Here is a 20,313-nt window from a genome sequence, read left to right as displayed (position 1 = left end):
TATTTTCTATGCGTTGTATGCTGTTGCTTTCCGTTTCTTCTTTACTTAAGCCATCGTCATAGTTGATTGTTCAATAACCGGAAATAAATAAAAATTTGCACTTTTTTTTAATTATATTTTGACATATTCCTTTTGTATGATTAAACTAGTTTTAACGAATAGGAGTGATGAACAAATGACTGTATTCAGTTTAAGAGACTATCAACGTTCTGACTTAGAAGAATTGGTTGCGTTATTTAATTCAACCGTTCAAGCGATCAATAAAAAAGATTATACAGAACAACAAATCGAACAATGGGTGCAGCCCACACCTGACTATGAAAAATGGGATGCGGCCTTAAGTTCAACTTACACACGTGTCGTATTGGTTGGTATGAAAATCGTTGGTTTTGGGAATATTTCAAAATCAGGTAAACTTGATTATTTATATGTAAGCAAAGAATGGATCGGTTACGGTGCAGGAAAATTATTAGCAAATGATTTGATCGATCACGCCTTTAAAGCTGGAGCAAAGGAAATTACTGTCCACTCTTCGATCACAGCGAAAACATTCTTTGAATCACTTGGCTTCAAGGTAATAAAACAAAACAATAATTATCGAAATGGTGTGCTCTTACTAAATTATTTGATGGTTTATGCTAAAGAAAGTACGCCTGATAAAAAGTTCTTTCCCTTTATGTAAAAAGGAGCCTTAGACAAAACTAAAAACAGTTTTGTCTAAGGCGCTAATTCCGAATAAGCGGCGAGAAAAAAACAGCTCCTTTTTCCAAAGGAGCTGTTTTTTTCTCAGCCGTTTTTACATTAAGCAACCGTAAATTTTGTTTCTGACAGAGCTTGCTGCAGCTCTGTATTTGAAATTTCTCGATCGCTTGTGATAGAAGCAGATTTTTTTTCAAGATCAACTGCGGCTTGTTGAACACCTGCAATCGATTCAAAATTTTCTTTGACGATATTTACACAGCCGTCACACTTCATTCCATTGATCGTTACTGTTTTTTCCATGTATAAAAACTCCTTAATTATTTTAGTTTCATTTAATTAATGAACATGATGACACTGACATTGACCAGGAATACAATTACAAGGAACTACTTCAACAGCCGTCTTTCTTTTCTCTTGCAAAAGGCTTTCCAGCTGGTCAAGATCTGAGAAACTCAAGGTACTATTAGTAATGATCGATTCTAATACCTTTCCGACTTTTTTACTACAGATTTTTCTTAATAAATCTTCTGAAAGAACTTCAATGCTTCTGCGCTCTTCCACTAATGGAAAATAAGTGAATTTATTCCCATTGCGCTTTGTTCCAAGCATCTCTTTTTCTACCAATCGGCTAAGCAACGTCTTCACCGTCGTACTTTTCCACTCAGTCTTTTCATTCAAAATCTCAGTAACTTCTTTACTGGTCGTTTCTTCTTTAGTCCAGACAACGCGCATGATCTCCCACTCTGCATCGGTGATTGCTGAAGTCTTTTTCTTGTCAGACATAGGAAGTCTCCTTTACTCGTATTCCAAAAACAACTACAATCGTAGTCTTTCCATAAATTAATAGTAGTCCTTTCTTTCGCCTTTGTCAACAGATGATTCTTTTTTTTCCTAATTTATCTGATTTGAAAATAAATCATGGTATCAAATATAGGACCTTCTTCAATAAACGGCTTTGTTCAATGTATACTCATACTATTCTCTAATTTATTAAAGCAACTTGTTTTTTTTATTAAGCGAAACCTATTATACTTAGTTGGATACTTTAGTAAACTTGGTACCCTTAATGATCATTTCTTAGTACAATAATTACTTTTCAGAAAGAGGCATTTTTATGAAAACAAACGAAACGATGCATAGTTCTACCGCTAGACTTACTGGCGCTGCTTTACTTTTATTGCTTGGCTTCTTTAGTTTAACAACTATTTCTTGGGCATGGAGCGGCCTTTTTGTCGGAGGTATTTTGGCTTGGCTTTTAGCCTTTGGAAGCAGCAGTAAACAAGCATTTAAAATGCCTCATAAACTATGGTTGATACCACTTGGAGTTATTAGCTATTTTGTTATCGGTCTCTTAGTAGGTCTACTTGCACAAGCTATCGGATTCAATTGGGCAGCAAGCCCTGAATCAGGGAAACTAGGCTCGATCATTTTTATGATTCCGTTTATGCTGATGGGAGAAGAACTATTAGGTATTGGTGTTCTAGAGGGTTCATTGAGTACCGGTCTATCTTTAAGAAGCAGTACTTTGTTGAGCGCGCTCATTTTTGGTCTTTTGCATATTCCTTCTTATTGGGATGGTTCGCTATTTTCGACAGTTATGCATGTATTACTATTACAAAGTGTCGCCCGCCTGATTTTAAATTTAGTGTATTTAAAAGCGGGAAAAAGTATTTGGGCTTCCTGGATCACGCATTTATTGATCGATTTAATTGCTTTATCCATAAGTTAATAAGTAATTTTCTAAAAAAGATCAGGATGTCATTGAGAGGCTGACATCCTGATCTTTTTTATCGTTTTGAATACGTTGTGTAAACCATATTGTTTTTTACATAAACATCTTCAACAGTGAGCTTAATTGGTCCATTAAATTCATTGAATAATGGAATTCCTTTACCTAACATTACAGGGATCGTTGTAATAATATACGTATCGATCAAGTTCGCTTCCACCAAAGGCGCAATAATGCTACCTCCTCCAACGATCCAGATTGCTTTTCCTTCTTCTTTTGCTAGTGCTTTGACCAGCTCTACAGGTTCTTGATTTGTAAAGATAAGGTTTTCTGAACTGTCTTCCGTACGACTTGTGATAATGTAAGACGTTTGTTCCTCATAAGGGTACTGATCTGGTGCTAATTCATTTACCACTTGATCATAAGTCGTACGCCCCATTACGACTGTATCGATTTTTGCCATCAATTCTTGGTAGCTTGTTTCATCCTCAAGTAATTCAGCTCCACCACCCAAAAAATCAATACTACCATCCATCTCAGCAATAAATCCATCCAAACTTACTGCAATATACAAAATAATTTCCCTGCTCATTATGATCCCCCTTTAAAGTAGTCATCCTAGTCTATTCATTGTACTAGATTTGTCTCTCTAGTCAATCAGTTTGTCTACTTCCCTGGATCTCTATACAGGAAACAACGGTTTATTTTATGATTGCATCATAGTTCACTTTTTTGATTGCCTGTTGAGTGGTTTCACCCAAACAATAGAGGACTGGCATCTTCTCTAGTCTTAGCTCTGAAAATATAGTGAAAAAACGGAACCACAAAGATGGGCTGGCGAAATAAGCAGCTGTAAGTTCTTTTTCATTCAAGTATTTACGCAGGCTTGTTTTACTTTCGACTGGAAAAAAATTGGTATAAATAATTGGTGTATACAGTGTATGTCCTTGCTTTAGCAAAATTTCTTCCCAAGCAGCGTCAGCTAAATTACTTTTAGGATAAAAAATCGAAGCAGGCTCCGTCTGATGCTCTGCCCAAAAATGAAACAAGCTCTTTTTAGTCGGTTCTGGTGCTACAAGTGAAATTTCTAATTGATCGTTCAACAGGACAGATGCTGTTTTAGCTCCAATAACAGCAAATTTTTTTGAGTGTAGCTGATCCATCAGCCCGTCTTTTTTTACGTGCTCTAAAAAAAAGATAGCGGAGTGCTGACTCGTTAAAAAAATCCATTCACACTGTTTTAACTCATCACCGAATGCAGGATAAATATGCGGTTTTAATCCAATCAAAGGTATTTCAACCGTCTCAAATCCTTGTTCTTGAAAATAAACTCGATCGTCTCTATTGTCTTCAATCATTCGCGTTAGAAGTATTTTTTTCATGCTTTTTCCTGATCAATCTTTGCCAATAATCGTCTCGCCATCACCTGACCAACACCTGTTATATCTTCTACGGTCATCGTTTCACTAAATGGCCGCTGCAAGTCTTTATCTCCTAGAAATCCTGAAAATTGATAGCCTTTGCTTGATTTAGCGGCGTAAGCTCCAATAGGAATATCACAATTTCCATTCAGCTCTGCTAAGAAGGCTCTTTCTTCCATAACCAATTTCCTTGTTAAAGAATCATCGATCTGACCTAAAAAAGCCCGCATCACTGGATCATCACTACGGCATTCCACAGCTAACGCGCCCTGACCAACAGCTGGTATACACTGTTCACATGTTAAATGACTATAGGAGTAGCCCGGCTCTTCAAACCAGTTCAATCGTTTTAATCCAGCAGTCGCCAAAACAATCGCATCAAGTTTTTCTTCCTCCATCCGCTTCAAACGAGTACCAACATTACCGCGAATCGACTCCACTTGAATATCTTCTCTCAATTTTTTCATTTGAAATTCCCGTCGTAAACTACTTGTACCGATCCTCGCTCCGTCAGGCAGCTGATCTACAGCATCGACTTCACGAAAAATCAGACAGTCTGTTGAGTCACTTCTTTTGGGCAGTGCTGCTAACGTCAATCCATCAGCCATCTTTGCCGGCATATCTTTTAAACTATGCACAGCAAAATCAATCGTCCCCACTAGTAAAGCCTGCTCCACTTCATTGACAAATAGTCCCTTACCACCTATTTTAGATAAACTAACAGAAAGTAACTGATCGCCTTTAGTAGTCATAGGTACAATTTCAAAAGTAACATCTTTATGAACAGCTTTTAGTAATTCCAAAACAATCATCGTTTGTTTCATAGCCAGAGGACTATTTCTAGTGCCGACACGGACAGTTTTCATTTTTTTAACTTCCTTTATGTTTTCTTATCCTATAATCATACTAAATTTTACTTGTTTGGCAACAGGTGCGTCCCTACTTTATAGGCTAAAAAGTATAAACCAGCGACAAAAAAACTACCTCCAACAATATTACCTAAATAAACACTGATCATATTTTGACCAAACGCTGACCAAGTATTTCCGCCTAGAAGAATTCCCATTGGAATCAAAAACATGTTGGCTACCACGTGCTGATATCCGCAAATCACAAATCCCATGATCGGTAAAAAGATTCCTACGATTTTTCCAATAAAATCTTTCGCTGCAAAATTTAAATAAACGGCTGTACTGACTAAAAAATTACAAGCAATTCCAGAAAGAAAACCTTGTAAAAACGTGTCCTTCGTCCTACCTAAAGAAACCTGAATCGCCCGCTCAGCAAAATCACCTTGTAACGCACCGCTTAAATAACCAAAGAAGTAAGCAACAAATAATGAACCAAGTAAATTAAAAATCGTGACGATCACAATATTACGCACCCATTCTTTGCCACTGATTTTTTTAGCAAACAGCGCCATGGAAACAACCATCATATTACCGGTCACCAACTCACCCCCAGCTAATAATAAGCAAATCAAACCAAACGGAAAAACAGCCGCGCCAATCACATTAACTAGACTGCCCCATTCCTTCGGCATCGTTCCCATCGCTCGAATCATCGCAACTCCTGCAACAGCAATAAACATCCCTGCTAAAAAGCCTAAAACGGCCAATGTCAAAATACTCGCTCGAGCCTTTTGAATCCCTTTTTCAATTGTAACATCAACTATTTCTGGTGGTTGAAGTGACCCCATAAAATTTCATCTCCTTAATTTAAAAGCGGAACAAGCCGCTTAGCCTTGACTGAAAAATAGGAAATTTGATTTGAGACGCTTTTTGTCTCAAACCAAATTTATCTTTTTTCCGAAAGGCTGACTTGTGCAGCTGGATAATATAGCTGATCAACACTTTCTTTCGAAAGTCTTATATTGTTTAACATCAACTCATTACTTTCGTTGTATTTCTCAGTAAAAGCGGAACAAATCACTTAATTCTGTAGAAAATCAGGAAATTGACTTCGTGACGTTCTTTGTCACACTGGCAATTTATCTATTTCCCTAAGGTTATTTCCTTTTTTAAAATATCCCATTGTTTGCTATACGTTGTCTCTAATTCCTGATCCAAATAAACAACTTCATTAAACGAGTGATCCGTCAGATATTGTTGATGAACCTCATCGAATCTACGATCCCGGTCTTCACCAACTTGAACGGCGTAGACATCCGCCCCTTGCTGCGTATAGGAAAGAATCGTATCGAACTTGATCTTTTGCGTATCGATCAACAGGATTTTATGTCCAAACAACGTCATGTCTTCAAACCAGTCTGAGCCTTTACGATATGCTGCCACTTCTCCTAGAATGATCAATGACGGATTTTGAATATGATTATTATCAATCGTTTTGACTAACTCTTGAAGCGTCGTTGTTATGGTACGCTGACGACCAAGGCTAGCCCACTCAATGATAGCTACCGGTATGTTTTTAGAGACACCTTGCTCTAGAAGTTTTTTCTGTGTACTGTGCGCTCGCTCTACACCCATGTATAAACACATCGTACCATTTTCTGTCAAACCTTTAAAATCGATCGTTTCATCAGCTTGACGATGAGCGGTTGCCAAAGTCACTTTACTACTGCATTCTCGGTGAGTTAAAGGGATTCCGCTATAACTACTGGCAGCAGAAGCAGCCGTAACACCTGGAACGATTTCATAGTTGATATTTTTGCTTTTTAAAGTCGTGATTTCCTCACCGACACGACCAAAAATACCGGGATCGCCCCCCTTTAAACGCACCACACGCTGCTGTTTTTGTCCTTCTTCCAGCAATAACTCATTAATAGTTTTTTGCTTTAGCACATGATTTTTAGGATATTTACCGCTATAAATAAAGCGGGCAGAATCCTTGGCTAAATACAATAGCACAGGATGAACTAAACGATCATAAATAATCACATCAGCTGATTCCAACACTCGTTTCCCTTTTAGTGTCAATAATTCCGGATCTCCTGAACCTGCACCGACAAAATAAACTTTTCCCATAACTAGACCATGATATAGACAAGTTCTTCTTCAACAATCGTTTCGTAGGCACGAACACAGCCTTCATCTGGTTCTTGTACTTGACCATCATTCAGGTTGATCTTATAGTCATGCAGCGGACAAAAGACATATTCACCAGAGACCGTTCCTTCGGCTAAAGGTCCTTGCTTATGGGGACAAATATTTTCGATTGCTTTCACACGATCATCACTTAAACGAAAAACGGCAATTTTTTGGTCTCCAACAATGACTTCTTTTCCCATTCTCGATGCTAATTCATCTAAGCGGGCAACAAAAACTTTTTCCATTTTAGACTCTCCCTACTGTGTACAATTCTTCTCGTGTTTGTTGATCTTCAACGACTTCATCCCAAGGATTGCCACGGCGTCCTTCAACTGCTTGATCTAATGCAGCTATTAATTCTTGTCGTTTTTCATGATTGAGTAAAACCTCTTTCACAACTTCAAAGCCCATCCGTTCAATCCATGGTGCAGTACGTTCTGCATAAATTCCTGTTTCCCGATAATATTGAAGCATTGCTCCGCAAATATCAATGACTTCTTGTTCAGTCTCAGCCGTTGTCAGCAGTTGAGCTTCTTTCACTTCTGTTCCGCCATTTCCGCCAATATAGATTTGGAATCCATTTTCAACACCGATGATTCCGAAATCTTTTACACCACTTTCCACACAACTTCTTGGACAAGCAGAAACCCCCATTTTAAATTTATGTGGTGTATCGATGAATTCATAGCGTTGTTCCAATTTGATTCCCAACCCCATGGAATCCTGTGTACCAAAACGGCAAAAGTTTGCCCCAACACATGTTTTTACAGAACGGACAGCTTTGGCATAAGCACCCGCTGCTTTCATATCCAATTCTTCCCAAATCTGTGGAAGATCTTCTTTTTTGACACCATACAAACCGATTCGTTGACTTCCTGTCACCTTCACCATTGGGACATCATATTTTTCTGCAACTTTTGCAATCAGCACTAATTGTTGCGGATTTGTTTTCCCCCCACGCATTCTTGGAATCACAGAAAACGTTCCGTCATTTTGAATATTGGCATACAACCGTTCGTTGACATAGCGGGATTCTTTTTCATCCTCATGTTCTTTAGGCCAAGCAACATTCAAATAGAAATTGATTGCCGGACGACACTTTGGACAGCCTTCTGGATTAGTAAAGTTTAATTCGCGATACACTTCTTCTGAAGAGGTTAATTTTTTCGCATAAATTTGGGTAACGATCTGGTCTCTTGTTAAGTCTGTACAGCCACAAATACCTGTCGGAGCTGAAACCACTTTGCCGCCTAAAGCATGTGCCAATACATCCCCGATAACGGACTTACATTTTCCACAAGAGCCGCCAGCTTTCGTATGCTTCGTGACAGCTGCAACAGAGGTCAATTCTTTTTCTTTGATAGCTGTCATGATCGTTCCTTTATCGATCCCGTTACAGCCGCAGATCACCTCATCATCCGGCCATTCACCAACATCTGCACTAGCTTCTTCACCGACTATGTGCAGCAGTGACACTGGTGTATAGTCTTCAATACTTTCGTTTTTCTTTAAAATATTGTAGTAGCGATTTCCTTCACTCGTATCACCATATAATACAACACCGACCACTCGATCCTCTTTGACGAAAATTTTCTTATACGTGTAATTGATGCCATCAAAAGCTTCAATGCTGTTTACGCCTTCTTCCTGCCTGATATTACCAGCAGAATAAAGGTCACAGCCGGATACTTTTAGCGACGTAAATGTCGTACTTCCTTTATAAGGTTTTGCTTCACGTCCGGTCAAAACATCTGCTAAAACTTTCCCTTGTTCAAATAATGGTGCCACTAAGCCGTAGACGTTACCGTTATGCTCTGCACATTCCCCCACTGCAAAAACATCTTCAGCACTGGTATGCATGAAGTCATCTACGACAATTCCCCGGTTGACTTCAATACTTGCTTCGCTGGCAATCGTTGTTTCCGAACGAATCCCGATCGACATCACCACTATATCTGTTTCGATCGATGTACCGTCATTAAAAGCCAAGCCTGTGACGCGCTCTTCTCCTAGGATTTTTTGAGTCATTTTTTCCATCAAAAATTTTAACCCTTGTTTTTCCAAGTCAGCCTGCAGCATTTTTCCGGCTTTTTCATCCAGCTGTGTTTCCATCAACCATTTTTCTAAATGAACAACGGTGACATCCATCCCTTGATCCAGCAGGCCCTTAGCCGCCTCCAAGCCAAGTAAACCGCCGCCAATCACTACTGCTTTTTGATATTTTTGAGCTGCTTCCAGCATATTTTCTGTGTCATCGATCGTTCTAAAACCAAGTACACCCGGCAAGTTTGCTCCTTCTACTGGTAAAATAAAGGCTCTAGAACCTGTTGCTATAATACATTTATCATAAAAAATTTCTTTACCTGATTGTGTAATAATTTGCTTTGCCGCTGTATCGATTTTTACAGCTGGATCATGATTGATCAATTCGATCTGATTTTCTTCATACCACGCCAACGGATTCGTAACGATTTCAGGAACCGTCATTTTCTTTTGCAGCACATTCGATAGCATGATACGGTTATAATTCGGATACTTTTCTTCACCAATGATCGTGATTTGATAGCGTTCTGCATCTCGATCAAGAATTTCTTCGATCGTTCGAACTCCAGCCATTCCATTTCCAATTAAGACAAGCTTTTCTTTCATTTTATTCATGATCTCCTTTTGTGATTACTTGAGCAATTTACTAGTCTCAGAATAACAAGAACGTGCAGCTATGCCTATTAGGGAATTGCCTAATTAACTACCCGCATGCCGCTCTCCAAAGAAAAGCTTTATGGTATACTAAGAAAAAAGAGTGAAAGAATGAACAAATGGAGAAATTTATTATATAAATCTAGAACAGACAGTTTAAAAAATGGGCTGGTTTTCACTATTTTAGGAATTGCAATTGCTATCGGAGCTAACGTTATATATGCCAAAATTTTCGGCTATATTATTGGGCTTATGTTTATTTTGATCGGGCTATTTTTCCTTATATTCAAAAGATCAGACCACATCGCTATTCATGAACATGCGATTTTATTGACTGTGAAAAAACAGATAGTTATAAAAAAGGAAGACATCAAAGAAATTGCTTATAAAGAATTAAATACCCATAAGAACCCTATAACCAGTTATTATCCTGTCTTGCTTTTGAATAATGGGCAAGAAATTTTTATCAATATTGCTTTTAACAAACTTATCAACAGAGATTTTGAAAAAATTATTAAATCCTATCTATAAAAAAGACAACCATGTTCTATCATCAAATAGTTCATGGTCGTTTTTTACTTGATTCTAATTAATTGTGTGATTCAGCAGAGTCTCTAATTTTTTTCGCTGCTCTTTTAGTTTAGCAGGATCCTTTCCGTAAGAAGAAAGAGCAATCAAGGAATCTTCTTGTTCGATCGTACTCATATTATAAAAGTTGCTATTTTCTTTTTGGCTGCAATCATTGATCCACTGCCATTCAGCTGTATCTTTCACTACTTGTTGATTGACAGATAAAGAATCTGTACAGGCAAAAATCAAATGTGCCGTTTTGATATATTTACTTTCATACGTTGATTCAATCCACTGAACAGCACTCAGCTCAAAAAATTCTGGTAAAATTGCTGGTGCAACGATCGTAACCTTCCCGCCTGCTTTTATAATTGCTTTCGTTTTTCTTAATGCAATGTTTCCGCCACCAATGATCACAATTTTTTTTTCAGTCAAATCGAGCATTATTGGATACATGATAATGCCTCTTTAACAATACCTTCTAAATCCGTCAAAATTCGCGAATCAAATTCTAGCGTTGGTGTAATGATAAAGCTAGTTATCGGAAACGCTTCCGCTAGTTTACTTTTCATGACCGTGATCAAATGCCCATCGAATAAAAAGAAAGGAACGATCACTGGTTTACGTTTTTGGTCCAGTTGCTCACCGATGATTTCTAAATAATTTTCTTGGCCTTTTAAACTGACCGCTGTTACTGGATAACCAACTTGTCGTTCGATTTCTGAAGCAATTTCAACCAAGGTTTGTTGCGGTTCCTCTGTTTGCTTTGTGCCATGAGCCACTAAAAAGCCAGTCAATCGGTCTTCCTGATATTCGTCAGAAACTTTCTTAAAGCGCTCGAGCAAAACTGCTCGGCTACCTTTTTTACTACCAAATGTCTCTGTTTGAAAAAATTGAACTGTTGGATAAGCCTTTTTAACTGGTTCAAGCTCAGCTGGAATATCGACTAAAGCATGTTTAGCAGCAAATAATAGAACTGGGACAACGATTATTTTTTCAACACCTGATTCGATCATTTTCTTAGCTGTGCCTGCAATCGTATCCGAATGATTTTCTAAAAAAGCTGTTTTTTGTAGAATAGTTGTTGGTATTCTTTCTTGGAGCTGTTGAATAAACACCCTCGCGGCTTGATTTTTTTCATTTTTTTGACTGCCGTGAAAGACATAAAGAATTCCTATCATTTTCTCACCTCATAAGTCGATTAATTGATGTTTCATACTATATTGCAACAATTCAGTAAATGTTTCAAATTCTAATTTCTTCATCAAATGAGATTTATGGACTTCGACTGTTTTAACTGAAATAAAGAGACGCTCTGCGATTTCCTTGTTACTATAGCCCAAAGCTACCAATGGCAAAACTTCCCGTTCTCGTTTTGAAAGACGCTCATATTTATTATCCTTTTCGATCGTTGTTCGTTCATTGTTCCAAAGTTCTGTACAATAAGGACCAAAAAATGGGTCGATCGTGACACTGCCTGTTGCTACTTGTTCGATGGCTTCCAGTAAAACCGTGTCCGAGGAACTTTTTAAAATGTACCCTTCCGCTCCATATTCTAACGCTTTACGTACATATTCTTCTTCATCATGCATACTCAAAATAATCGTTTTGACTTCAGGAAAATGTTCTTTGATTCGACGAGTTGTTTGCAGACCATTTTCACCAGGAGGCATCCGCAAATCCATCAAAACGACATCTACAGAATATTTTTCCAATAACATAAACGCTTCTGTTCCATCCGCGGCGTCACCAACTACTGTCCAATTTTCTTGATTTTCCAGCAACAAGCGTAACCCACTGCGCACGACCGCATGATCATCTGCTATGATAATATTCATATTTTTTCCCCCAGTCTAATCGGCAAACGTAGAATGATCGTGGTTCCTTCACCTTTTTCAGATTGTATTTCTAAGCGTCCACCGATCGATTCAGCTCTTTCCTGCATATGTAAAAGTCCCAGTCCCTGACTATTTTTGTTGACTGAAAAAGGGTCAAAACCTTTCCCGTGATCTCGTACAGTCAGCATTAAATGATGATCCCGTTCACTTAATGTTACCCACAATTCATCGACATCAGCATACTTCACACTATTCATCACACTCTCCTGCAATACACGATAAGTGATCGTTTCTAAACTATCTGCAAATCTTTTGTTGGGTACAACAGGAATAAAATGGATATCCATTCCTGTCGTTTCCTTATAACGATGAAGTAATGCTTCAATTGCTGGTATCAGTCCTAAATCGTCTAAAGCTGCTGGGCGTAAATCGACTGCAAGCTGTTTGACTTCACTAAGCAGCAACACAAAATCTTCGTCGATTTTTTGCAGTCGATCCATAAGGCATTCAGATCGATCTACCCATTTCAATTGACGTGTCTCCAGCATCAGACTGTAGATACTTTGCGCCAATCCATCATGGAGTTCTTGAGATAATGCCCGGCGCTCGTTTTCATGTGCTTGATTGACATACTCGATCAAGCGTTTATTTTGAATCATCTGCTGCAGGCGATCTTCAACTGCGATACGACGAATACTCAGCAAAGATATTTTTTCATCTACCTGGCTAAAGCTACCGCTAAATTGTTCCTGATGGCCGGCTGAGGTTTCCAATATAATTGGAAAAGATCCTTGATCCCAGTCTGCTCTGACCTCGCAGTCCAGACATTTCTCCAATGTTGAATGCAACATGCAGCCGTCACCTTTGGCAATTTCTAAAATCTTTTGTAAATGAATTGGATATTCATCACTCAACTCATCTGCCGCTTTATTTTGTTTGATACATCGATCCCCTTCGAGTAAAAACAACGCATCACTTACAACCTCAAAAATTTTTTCTAATCCTCTTTTTTCCATATTTATCCCCTATAAATAAGCCTCCAGCTCATTTGCTTTGTCTTGTGCAGCGGTCATCAATTCACTTGAAACGTCTCTTACCTCACGATAGCCGACAAGCAACACACCTTTGACCTCTCCTGTGTTCAGAACAGGATAAGCCAATACCGTTTCCAGTTTTTCCATTCGAGTGATCGGCAGTTCGACCAGTTGTTCAGGCTTTTTCTGTAAATTGGTTGCCTGATAGCTTCGACCTGTTCGCCAGACGATTCCGCCAATCCCTTTGCCTACTTGTAACCGAATCCGCTCATAGTGTTGATTCATATTGCCAGACACATATTTCCAACGGATTACTCGTATACTGGTTCTGTCACTGATCGTGGACAGCGCTAGCGCCGCAAAATCAACATGAAGTTCTTCTTTGATTTGATCGATTTTTTGTTGAATCGGCTCTATCATCTTCATACTCCTATTCCCTAATTTTTAATAAAAAGCTTGTATTCATTCTCACATTCTCTTATCCTTAAGCCTATATCAACTATCAAAAGGATTTTTTTATGAAAACTACTACTGCATTTAGTCCTAAACGTTTAATCATGATCATCACAATGACTGTCTTTTCTTTTTCCAGCTTGACTACTGCATTTTTCTTGATGGGAATCAAAGCTGTTCCTTTTTTTATCGGTGCTGCACTTTTTTATTTTATTCCTTACGCCATCATTATATCAGAATTTACTGGTGTATATAAAAATCATATTGGCGGTTTGTATCAGTGGTTAGCTGGACATCTGTCAGAAAAGGTTGCTTTTATTGCCTCTTTTTTGTGGTACTGCAGCTATTTCATCTGGATGATCAGTTTATTTATGAAACTTTGGATTCCTTTATCTATCTTGTTATTTGGGTCCGATTTAACGAAAAAAGACATCCCGCTACCATTTATCTCCTCCTCTGTTTTGATTGGACTATTGTCCTTGATCGCCGTTAGTGTGACTTTTTATTTTATCAGTCGCGGCTTTAAAGGGATCGCTTCTATTTTATATTTGAGCGGAGTCATGATGAGCCTATTAGTAGTCATCAGTCTTAGTGGAAATTTATGGTTATGGTTCACAAACAGTTCGGCTATTTTGCCCAACCTTTCTGCAAGTTTCACTAGTGGAAATCACGATCCTGCTTCTAAGCAATCATTAATGGAACAATTATCCTTTTTGATTTTTGCTATCACTGCTTTCGGAGGATTGGATACTATTGCCAGTTTAGTGGATAAGACTGGTGCACAAAAAAATCGGTTCCCACGGTTATTGATTTCAAGTAGTGTCCTTGTCGTACTTTGTTATTTTTTAGGAATTTTATTATGGAGTGGCGGAAATAATTTAGCTCACTTAAAAGCAAATAACACGATTCATTTAGGCAATCTTATGTATGAACTGATGGAAAATCTTGGCTACTCTATCGGAAAAACACTTTCTTTAAATCATGTGTATCGTCAACTTTTAGCACAACTATTCACCCGTTTTACTGCCTTGACCTTGCTATTTTCTTATATTAGTTTACTTTCAACAATCTCTTATCTCCCAATTCGAACACTCGTTGAGGGAACACCAAATCATTATTGGCATCCTTGGCTCAAACAAAAAAACAGATACGATATGCCGACAAATGCATTACTTGTTCAAGGAATCTTGATCAGCTTATTTATTTTGGGTATCAGTTTCGGTAGTCATTATGTGGTCGCTTTATACAATCAGCTAACCTTAATGACCAATATTTCAAGAGCGATCCCATATCTACTAGTTGCTCTTGCTTATCCTACATTCAAAAAGAAACAGCTAGCAGCTAGTCAGCCGATAAGTTTTATTCAATCTAATAAAATGAGTCAGGTGATTAGCTATAGTGTCATTTCCAGCATCACCTTAGCGATTGGTTTTCAATTATATCAGCCACTTTCTCAAGGAGAAGTGATGAAAAGCGCTTCTTTATTGATCGGTCCTTTATTATTTACACTGATTGCCTATCTGCTGTATAAAAATTTCCAGTTGAAACGGGAAGTGTATACATTAGATTAATGGACAAAAATAACCAATCCTAAATGACTCTAGGATTGGTTATTTTCGATTTCGGCATTTAACGTACCATATGTTCTTTCACCTATTGCCGCAAAGCGTTTCATTAGATAATTTGTAACGATCCTAACTAAATAAGAAATAACGACTGTGAACAGTACGACCAATAGGCCATACAGAAAGCGTTTTTCAACAAGCCATGCTTGTGTTTTTAAAGCTGATATCATCAGCCCATGATAAAGGTAAAGCTCAAAGGACATCTTTTTCATCATAGAAAAGAAGGGAGCATTCACCCAGTATTTATAACTAAGTGCAATCACTAAAACGGCAAATAAAATACATGCAAGCTCTCTAAAATAGATCAACGGTTGAATTTCATCCAAATAAAAGAAAAAGCTGAACAGCAATGCAATCGCTGCACAATATATTCTGTATTTAGCCCCTACGACTGCTACGATTCTTTTTTCTTGAGACGCCCACAACGCACCTACCGGAAATGTAAACACAGCATTATACCACCATTCCCCATAACCGATGTAGCTTGTAATACCAAAGAAAAGTGCTGTCCCTATAAATAAAAATACGATGAACATTGATTTGTTCCGAGAAAGTTTTCCAGATAAATAAAATAATAGATAGAAAAAAATAATCGCTATAACATACCAGCTATTACTCACGAATGGACTGCCGTTGACTAATGATTTGATCGCATCTTTAACACCCAATCCCCCAGTGATCCTCCGATAAATAAAATAGATGAGCATGGCAAAAGCATACGAAAACAGCAATGGTCCTAATCTCTTTTGAAGAAAATTTTTCAAATAACTTTCTTTTTTCACTAAGTATTGCTTAAAAAGCCCGTACCCAGAAATAAAAAAGAAGACGGAAACAGCCAAACGCCCCGCAACGGATAAACCATTAGACAAAAGTGAGCCTGGTGCTCCTGCTGTTACTTGAGAAATATGATGAAGCATGATGATAAATACCAATACACATTGCAGATAACTCGTCGTTTGAACGGATAATGTCTGATCCTTACTCGTAGGATTCGATGACAAGTTGAAAAAGAAAAAAATCAAAAATAATAACAAAAGTAAATCCATACAACACACTCCCACAAAAACGCATTCATCAACATTATACCTCTTAATAGCCGTTATTCAATCATCTATTCCAAATAAACTAACTTTTCTTTTATTTTTGATTAGATAAACAAGCGAAAATACTCACTTTCCTGTACAATATTAAAGTAAGCGTTTCTCTTTATTTATTCTAAAACAACTAACTTGCATATAGGAGGAATTCTTTTGTTTGATCTGGAGAAAGTTCAATCACTAAATGAGCTGGAAATGCTGGTCTATCATTACACGCTAGAGCACATGACAACGATTCCTACGTTAACGATCCGGCAATTATCTGCTGATTGTCATGTATCAACTTCAACTATTTTACGCTTTTGTTCAAAAATGGGCTTTGATGGCTTTTCAGAATTAAAATATGCACTTAAAAAAGAAGCTGAACAAAAAGAACACCAGTCTTTCGAGCAATATTATACTGCAACGATTCATGTTGATTCTTTTTTAAAACGAATCAATCAACAAACCTATTATGAAACGTTAAAACCAGCAATTACCATGATTACTGAAAATCGGCATGTCGTATTTTCAGGGATTGGAACCAGCGGCATTTTAGGAAGTTACGGCAGCCGTTATTTTGCGAATATGGGCATCAATGCCTATAGTATCGATGATCCCTTCACGCCTATTCCTCAAAGAGGATTCGAAAATACCTTAGCCATCATTCTTTCAGTTTCTGGAGAAACTTCTGAAGTGATCAAGCAGGTGACTGATTTCAAGCGTTCGGGCGCAAAAGTCTTGAGTATCACAAATGATGAGCATTCAACGATCGCCCGTTTAGCAGACTACAATATTTCCTATTATATGCCAGACGAACGATCATTATACGCGGATCCTTTTATCAATATTACCACTCAAATTCCTGTTATTGCTTTAATTGAACTGCTCGCTCATCAGGCAAGTAAGGAATTTTCAGAAAGAAATTCTCAAAATCGACCATAAAAACGAATCCACAGTCGCTTAGCTATTGTTTGCTACCGTTTATGAAGAATTAAGGTCTGGGCAAAAACTGTTTTATAGTTTTTGTTCTAGACCCTTTTTTTGTTTTTTCAGCTGGAACATGTTTCTCAAAACAGCAAAACTATTTTAAAAAGAGTAAAACTCCCTTATAGTAGATATGTAAACGTATTCAATCTTCTTAAAAAAAGACGGCCGCTTTTTTTGAATACACTACACGCACTTATTTTTATTTACCTAAACTCAGAACAAAGGAGAGGTTTTTAATGAACGAATGGATCAATGAAAAAGTTCTACCACCAGTTTTAAAATTTGTGAATACCAAAGCGATCACAGCACTAAGAAATGGGATGCTGTATACCATGCCGTTTACGATCGTTGGTTCGATTTTCCTTTTATTAGCAAATCTGCCGATCGAATCGGTTGCTAACTGGATCACTGAAAGTGGTCTTGTCGTTTATTTCAATCAGGCTTATGGAGCTTCTTTTGCGATTATGTCTGTTTTCGCTGTTATTGGTATCGCTTATTCTTATGTTAAAACTGAAGGGTTTGAGGGATTACCTGCTGGGATGATTTCTCTTGTTGTGTTTATCTTATTCATGTCTGCTGAAATCACTGATGCAGAAAGTGGTGTAACGATCGGCAACATTATCAATAAAGATTGGACAGCTGGTAAAGGGATGATCACAGCGATCATCGTTGGTTTGATCGTCGGTTGGGTCTACAGCTGGTTCTTACGTCATGATATCCGCATTAAATTACCTGAAGCTGTACCAGAAAACGTAGCAAACTCATTTACAGCCTTGATCCCAGCTGCGGCTTTGATCACTGGTGCGATGTTTGTCTATATCTTCTTTGACAAAGTCTTTAAAACAACGTTCTTTGATTTTATTTACGAAGTACTGCAATCTCCACTTCAAGGAGTTACTGATTCATTAGGCGGCGCATTAGTTCTTGGCTTCTTAGTTCCTTTGTTCTGGTTCTTCGGCGTTCACGGATCAACGATCGTTGGTGGAATCATGGGACCTATTTTACAAGCAAACTCATTAGAAAATACAGATATTTTAAACGCTGGAAAAGAATTGACAGTTGCTAACGGTGGTCACATTGTTACCCAACAATTTTTAGATCAATTTTTGACTGTTACAGGTGCTGGAATGACCCTTGGTTTAGTGGTTTACATGGTATTCTTTGCAAAATCAGCGCAATTTAAACAATTAGGTCGTTTATCTATCGGACCTGCAGTCTTCAATATCAATGAACCGATCACTTTTGCCACACCGATCGTAATGAATCCTATCATGGCGATTCCATTTATTTTAACACCAGTCGTTTCTTCGATCATTACGTATTTTGCTTTATATACAGGTTTAGTTCCATTATTTACAGCCGTTCAAGTGCCTTGGACAACCCCTCCGATCATTTCTGGATTATTAGTAGGCGGTTGGCAAGCAGCCTTGTTACAAGCATTTGTTTTAACGGTTGGATTCTTTATCTACCTACCATTCGCTAGAAAAATGGATGCAATCAACTATGCTCAAGAAACAAATCAACCAATCACAGAAGAAACATTGGAAGAAATCGAAGCACAAGCGTAATACTTTTAACCTAAGTTACCTACTGGCTCTCTCGCACAACTGATCCGTTCAAGCGTTTCCTCCCAGTTGTGCGGAGACCTTTTATTTATAAAAATAGTATATGCTGCAAGGAGTAGATTAGATGTCGATATTAAGAGAGAATTTCCTTTGGGGCGGCGCTGTTGCTGCTCATCAATTAGAAGGTGGTTGGGATCAAGGCGGTAAAGGAATCAGCGTCGCTGATGTAATGACCGTCGGAGCAAATGGGGTTCCTAGAAGAATCACTGATGGCGTTTTAGCTGGAGAAAATTACCCAAATCATGAAGCAATCGATTTTTATCATCATTACAAAGAAGACGTAAAATTATTTGCCGATCTTGGATTGAATTGTTTCAGAACGTCGATTGCCTGGACACGGATTTTTCCTAACGGAGATGAAGCGGAGCCAAATGAAGCTGGCCTTCAGTTCTACGATGATTTGTTTGATGAATGCTTAAAATATGGGATCGAGCCTGTTATAACTTTGTCTCATTTTGAAATGCCTTATCATTTAGTAACAGAATACGGCGGCTGGCGCAATCGGAAAATGATCGACTTTTTTGCTAAATTTGCCCGAGTTTGTTTTGAGCGTTATAAAGATAAAGTCACGTATTGGATGACCTTCAATGAAATCAATAACCAAGCCAATTATGCAGAAGACTTTGCGCCTTTTACCAACTCCGGAATCAAGTATCAGGATGGAGAAGATCGTGAAAAAATCATGTACCAAGCGGCTCATTATGAGTTAGTCGCTAGTGCTCAGGCAGTCAAGATCGGTCATGAGATCAATCCTGATTTTCAAATCGGTTGTATGATCGCAATGTGCCCGATTTACCCTTATTCATGTGATCCAAAAGATATGATGGCTTCTGTCAGTGCCATGCAAAAACGTTATTGGTTTACAGATGTTCATGTGCGTGGACATTATCCAAGTTTCATGGAAAAATACCTGACACGTAAAGGATTTGAATTAGATATCACTGCAGAGGATCTAGCTGATTTAACACAAGGCTGTGTGGACTATATCGGTTTTAGCTACTATATGTCTTTTGCGATCAAAGATCATGATAAAGGTCCTGCCTTTGACTATGATGAATCAAAAGATCTAGTTAAAAATCCTTATGTAGAAGCTTCTGACTGGGGCTGGCAAATCGATCCGTTAGGCTTGCGTTATGCAATGAACTGGTTTAATGAACGCTATGAATTGCCGCTGTTTATCGTGGAAAATGGTTTTGGTGCCATTGATGAAGTCGAACCCGATGGTACGATCAACGATCAGTATCGAATCGATTATTTGAAAGCGCATATCGAAATGATGAAAGAAGCTGTTGAATACGATGGAATTCCATTGATCGGTTACACGCCTTGGGGCTTCATCGATTTAGTTTCTGCGGGAACAGGTGAGATGAAAAAACGTTATGGTTTTATCTATGTGGATAAAGATAATGAAGGCCAAGGAACCTTGGCACGTTCTAAGAAAAAATCATTTGACTGGTATCAACAAGTGATCAAGAGCAACGGTGAAATTCTTTAGACTATAAAAAA

22 protein-coding genes are annotated in these 20,313 nt (G+C 38.1%); 7 read left to right on the top strand and 15 right to left on the bottom strand.

Annotation, left to right across the window (positions count from 1 at the left end; translation table 11 throughout):
• Nucleotides 1–175: 175 nt before the first annotated feature.
• Nucleotides 176–682 carry a GNAT family N-acetyltransferase gene (locus CC204_RS16560; protein WP_088271182.1) on the top strand — a complete coding sequence of 169 codons (507 nt, stop codon included), beginning with the start codon at nucleotides 176–178 and terminating at the stop codon, nucleotides 680–682.
• Between the two features lie 119 nt (nucleotides 683–801).
• On the opposite strand, the gene CC204_RS16555 is transcribed toward CC204_RS16560, so the two are convergent.
• Both CC204_RS16555 and CC204_RS16550 read right to left on the bottom strand, forming a co-directional pair.
• On the bottom strand, nucleotides 802–1,002 hold the full coding sequence (locus CC204_RS16555) for a heavy-metal-associated domain-containing protein (protein WP_087642208.1): 201 nt from the start codon (nucleotides 1,000–1,002) through the stop codon (nucleotides 802–804).
• A gap of 36 nt (nucleotides 1,003–1,038) precedes the next feature.
• The gene (locus CC204_RS16550; protein ID WP_088271181.1) at nucleotides 1,039–1,485 is read right to left on the bottom strand and encodes a CopY/TcrY family copper transport repressor; all 447 of its coding nucleotides are present in this window, start codon (nucleotides 1,483–1,485) and stop codon (nucleotides 1,039–1,041) included.
• Nucleotides 1,486–1,816: 331 nt separating this feature from the next.
• On the opposite strand from CC204_RS16550, the gene CC204_RS16545 reads away from it, so the two are divergent.
• A complete protein-coding gene (locus tag CC204_RS16545; RefSeq protein WP_088271180.1) occupies nucleotides 1,817–2,431 on the top strand; it encodes a CPBP family glutamic-type intramembrane protease in 615 nt (204 codons plus the stop codon).
• A 58-nt stretch (nucleotides 2,432–2,489) separates the two neighbouring features.
• Here CC204_RS16545 and CC204_RS16540 read toward each other — a convergent pair whose 3' ends face one another.
• The 7 genes from CC204_RS16540 to nirB all read right to left on the bottom strand — a co-directional run bounded on the left by CC204_RS16540 (nucleotide 2,490) and on the right by nirB (nucleotide 9,548).
• The gene (locus CC204_RS16540; RefSeq protein ID WP_088271179.1) at nucleotides 2,490–3,023 is read right to left on the bottom strand and encodes a dihydrofolate reductase family protein; all 534 of its coding nucleotides are present in this window, start codon (nucleotides 3,021–3,023) and stop codon (nucleotides 2,490–2,492) included.
• Nucleotides 3,024–3,132: 109 nt separating this feature from the next.
• Entirely contained in the window at nucleotides 3,133–3,813 is a 681-nt protein-coding gene (locus tag CC204_RS16535; RefSeq protein WP_088271178.1) for a uroporphyrinogen-III synthase, read from the bottom strand.
• Nucleotides 3,810–4,718, bottom strand: a complete 909-nt coding sequence (gene hemC, locus CC204_RS16530; RefSeq protein WP_088271177.1) for a hydroxymethylbilane synthase — start codon at nucleotides 4,716–4,718, stop codon at nucleotides 3,810–3,812. The genes CC204_RS16535 and hemC overlap by 4 nt, the downstream gene beginning before the upstream one ends.
• Nucleotides 4,719–4,765: 47 nt before the next feature.
• On the bottom strand, nucleotides 4,766–5,551 hold the full coding sequence (locus CC204_RS16525) for a formate/nitrite transporter family protein (protein ID WP_088271176.1): 786 nt from the start codon (nucleotides 5,549–5,551) through the stop codon (nucleotides 4,766–4,768).
• A 295-nt stretch (nucleotides 5,552–5,846) separates the two neighbouring features.
• Nucleotides 5,847–6,836 carry a uroporphyrinogen-III C-methyltransferase gene (cobA, locus tag CC204_RS16520; protein WP_088271175.1) on the bottom strand — a complete coding sequence of 330 codons (990 nt, stop codon included), beginning with the start codon at nucleotides 6,834–6,836 and terminating at the stop codon, nucleotides 5,847–5,849.
• A gap of 2 nt (nucleotides 6,837–6,838) precedes the next feature.
• Nucleotides 6,839–7,144, bottom strand: a complete 306-nt coding sequence (gene nirD / locus CC204_RS16515) for a nitrite reductase small subunit NirD (protein WP_088271174.1) — start codon at nucleotides 7,142–7,144, stop codon at nucleotides 6,839–6,841.
• Nucleotide 7,145: 1 nt separating this feature from the next.
• A complete protein-coding gene (nirB, locus tag CC204_RS16510) occupies nucleotides 7,146–9,548 on the bottom strand; it encodes a nitrite reductase large subunit NirB (protein WP_088271173.1) in 2,403 nt (800 codons plus the stop codon).
• A gap of 159 nt (nucleotides 9,549–9,707) precedes the next feature.
• Between nirB and CC204_RS16505 the strand changes: the two genes are divergently transcribed.
• A complete protein-coding gene (locus tag CC204_RS16505; RefSeq protein ID WP_088271172.1) occupies nucleotides 9,708–10,127 on the top strand; it encodes a hypothetical protein in 420 nt (139 codons plus the stop codon).
• 54 nt (nucleotides 10,128–10,181) lie between these two features.
• Here CC204_RS16505 and CC204_RS16500 read toward each other — a convergent pair whose 3' ends face one another.
• From CC204_RS16500 to CC204_RS16480, 5 genes are read right to left on the bottom strand one after another with little or no spacing between them, the layout of a single operon-like run.
• Nucleotides 10,182–10,622, bottom strand: coding sequence for a precorrin-2 dehydrogenase/sirohydrochlorin ferrochelatase family protein (locus CC204_RS16500; RefSeq protein WP_088271171.1), 441 nt, complete (start codon nucleotides 10,620–10,622; stop codon nucleotides 10,182–10,184).
• Nucleotides 10,610–11,347 carry a sirohydrochlorin chelatase gene (locus CC204_RS16495; protein WP_088271170.1) on the bottom strand — a complete coding sequence of 246 codons (738 nt, stop codon included), beginning with the start codon at nucleotides 11,345–11,347 and terminating at the stop codon, nucleotides 10,610–10,612. Before CC204_RS16495 ends, CC204_RS16500 begins: the two co-directional genes overlap by 13 nt.
• A gap of 9 nt (nucleotides 11,348–11,356) precedes the next feature.
• Nucleotides 11,357–12,004, bottom strand: coding sequence for a response regulator transcription factor (locus CC204_RS16490; protein WP_088271169.1), 648 nt, complete (start codon nucleotides 12,002–12,004; stop codon nucleotides 11,357–11,359).
• Nucleotides 12,001–13,020: a sensor histidine kinase gene (locus CC204_RS16485; protein WP_088271168.1), complete on the bottom strand. Its 1,020-nt coding sequence runs from the start codon at nucleotides 13,018–13,020 to the stop codon at nucleotides 12,001–12,003. The genes CC204_RS16490 and CC204_RS16485 overlap by 4 nt, the downstream gene beginning before the upstream one ends.
• Before the next feature lie 9 nt (nucleotides 13,021–13,029).
• Nucleotides 13,030–13,458 carry a GAF domain-containing protein gene (locus CC204_RS16480; protein ID WP_088271167.1) on the bottom strand — a complete coding sequence of 143 codons (429 nt, stop codon included), beginning with the start codon at nucleotides 13,456–13,458 and terminating at the stop codon, nucleotides 13,030–13,032.
• Between the two features lie 98 nt (nucleotides 13,459–13,556).
• Between CC204_RS16480 and CC204_RS16475 the strand changes: the two genes are divergently transcribed.
• Complete coding sequence (locus tag CC204_RS16475) at nucleotides 13,557–15,062, top strand: amino acid permease (protein WP_088271166.1); 1,506 nt, start codon at nucleotides 13,557–13,559, stop codon at nucleotides 15,060–15,062.
• A gap of 29 nt (nucleotides 15,063–15,091) precedes the next feature.
• Here CC204_RS16475 and CC204_RS16470 read toward each other — a convergent pair whose 3' ends face one another.
• On the bottom strand, nucleotides 15,092–16,162 hold the full coding sequence (locus CC204_RS16470) for an acyltransferase family protein (RefSeq protein ID WP_088271165.1): 1,071 nt from the start codon (nucleotides 16,160–16,162) through the stop codon (nucleotides 15,092–15,094).
• A gap of 204 nt (nucleotides 16,163–16,366) precedes the next feature.
• Here CC204_RS16470 and CC204_RS16465 point away from each other — a divergent pair, with 204 nt between their 5' ends.
• From CC204_RS16465 to CC204_RS16455, 3 genes are all read left to right on the top strand, one after another.
• Nucleotides 16,367–17,137: a MurR/RpiR family transcriptional regulator gene (locus tag CC204_RS16465; RefSeq protein ID WP_088271164.1), complete on the top strand. Its 771-nt coding sequence runs from the start codon at nucleotides 16,367–16,369 to the stop codon at nucleotides 17,135–17,137.
• A gap of 281 nt (nucleotides 17,138–17,418) precedes the next feature.
• Nucleotides 17,419–18,750 carry a PTS sugar transporter subunit IIC gene (locus CC204_RS16460; protein ID WP_088271163.1) on the top strand — a complete coding sequence of 444 codons (1,332 nt, stop codon included), beginning with the start codon at nucleotides 17,419–17,421 and terminating at the stop codon, nucleotides 18,748–18,750.
• Between the two features lie 121 nt (nucleotides 18,751–18,871).
• Nucleotides 18,872–20,302 (top strand): 6-phospho-beta-glucosidase, encoded by a 1,431-nt coding sequence (locus CC204_RS16455; protein ID WP_088271162.1) that lies wholly within the window; start codon nucleotides 18,872–18,874, stop codon nucleotides 20,300–20,302.
• Nucleotides 20,303–20,313: the final 11 nt, after the last annotated feature.

It is taken from the genome of Enterococcus wangshanyuanii, from assembly GCF_002197645.1.
Classification (GTDB): Bacteria; Bacillota; Bacilli; order Lactobacillales; family Enterococcaceae; genus Enterococcus_L; species Enterococcus_L wangshanyuanii.
Note: the sequence above shows the minus strand (reverse complement) of the source record. Positions and strands in the feature narration are given on the sequence as shown.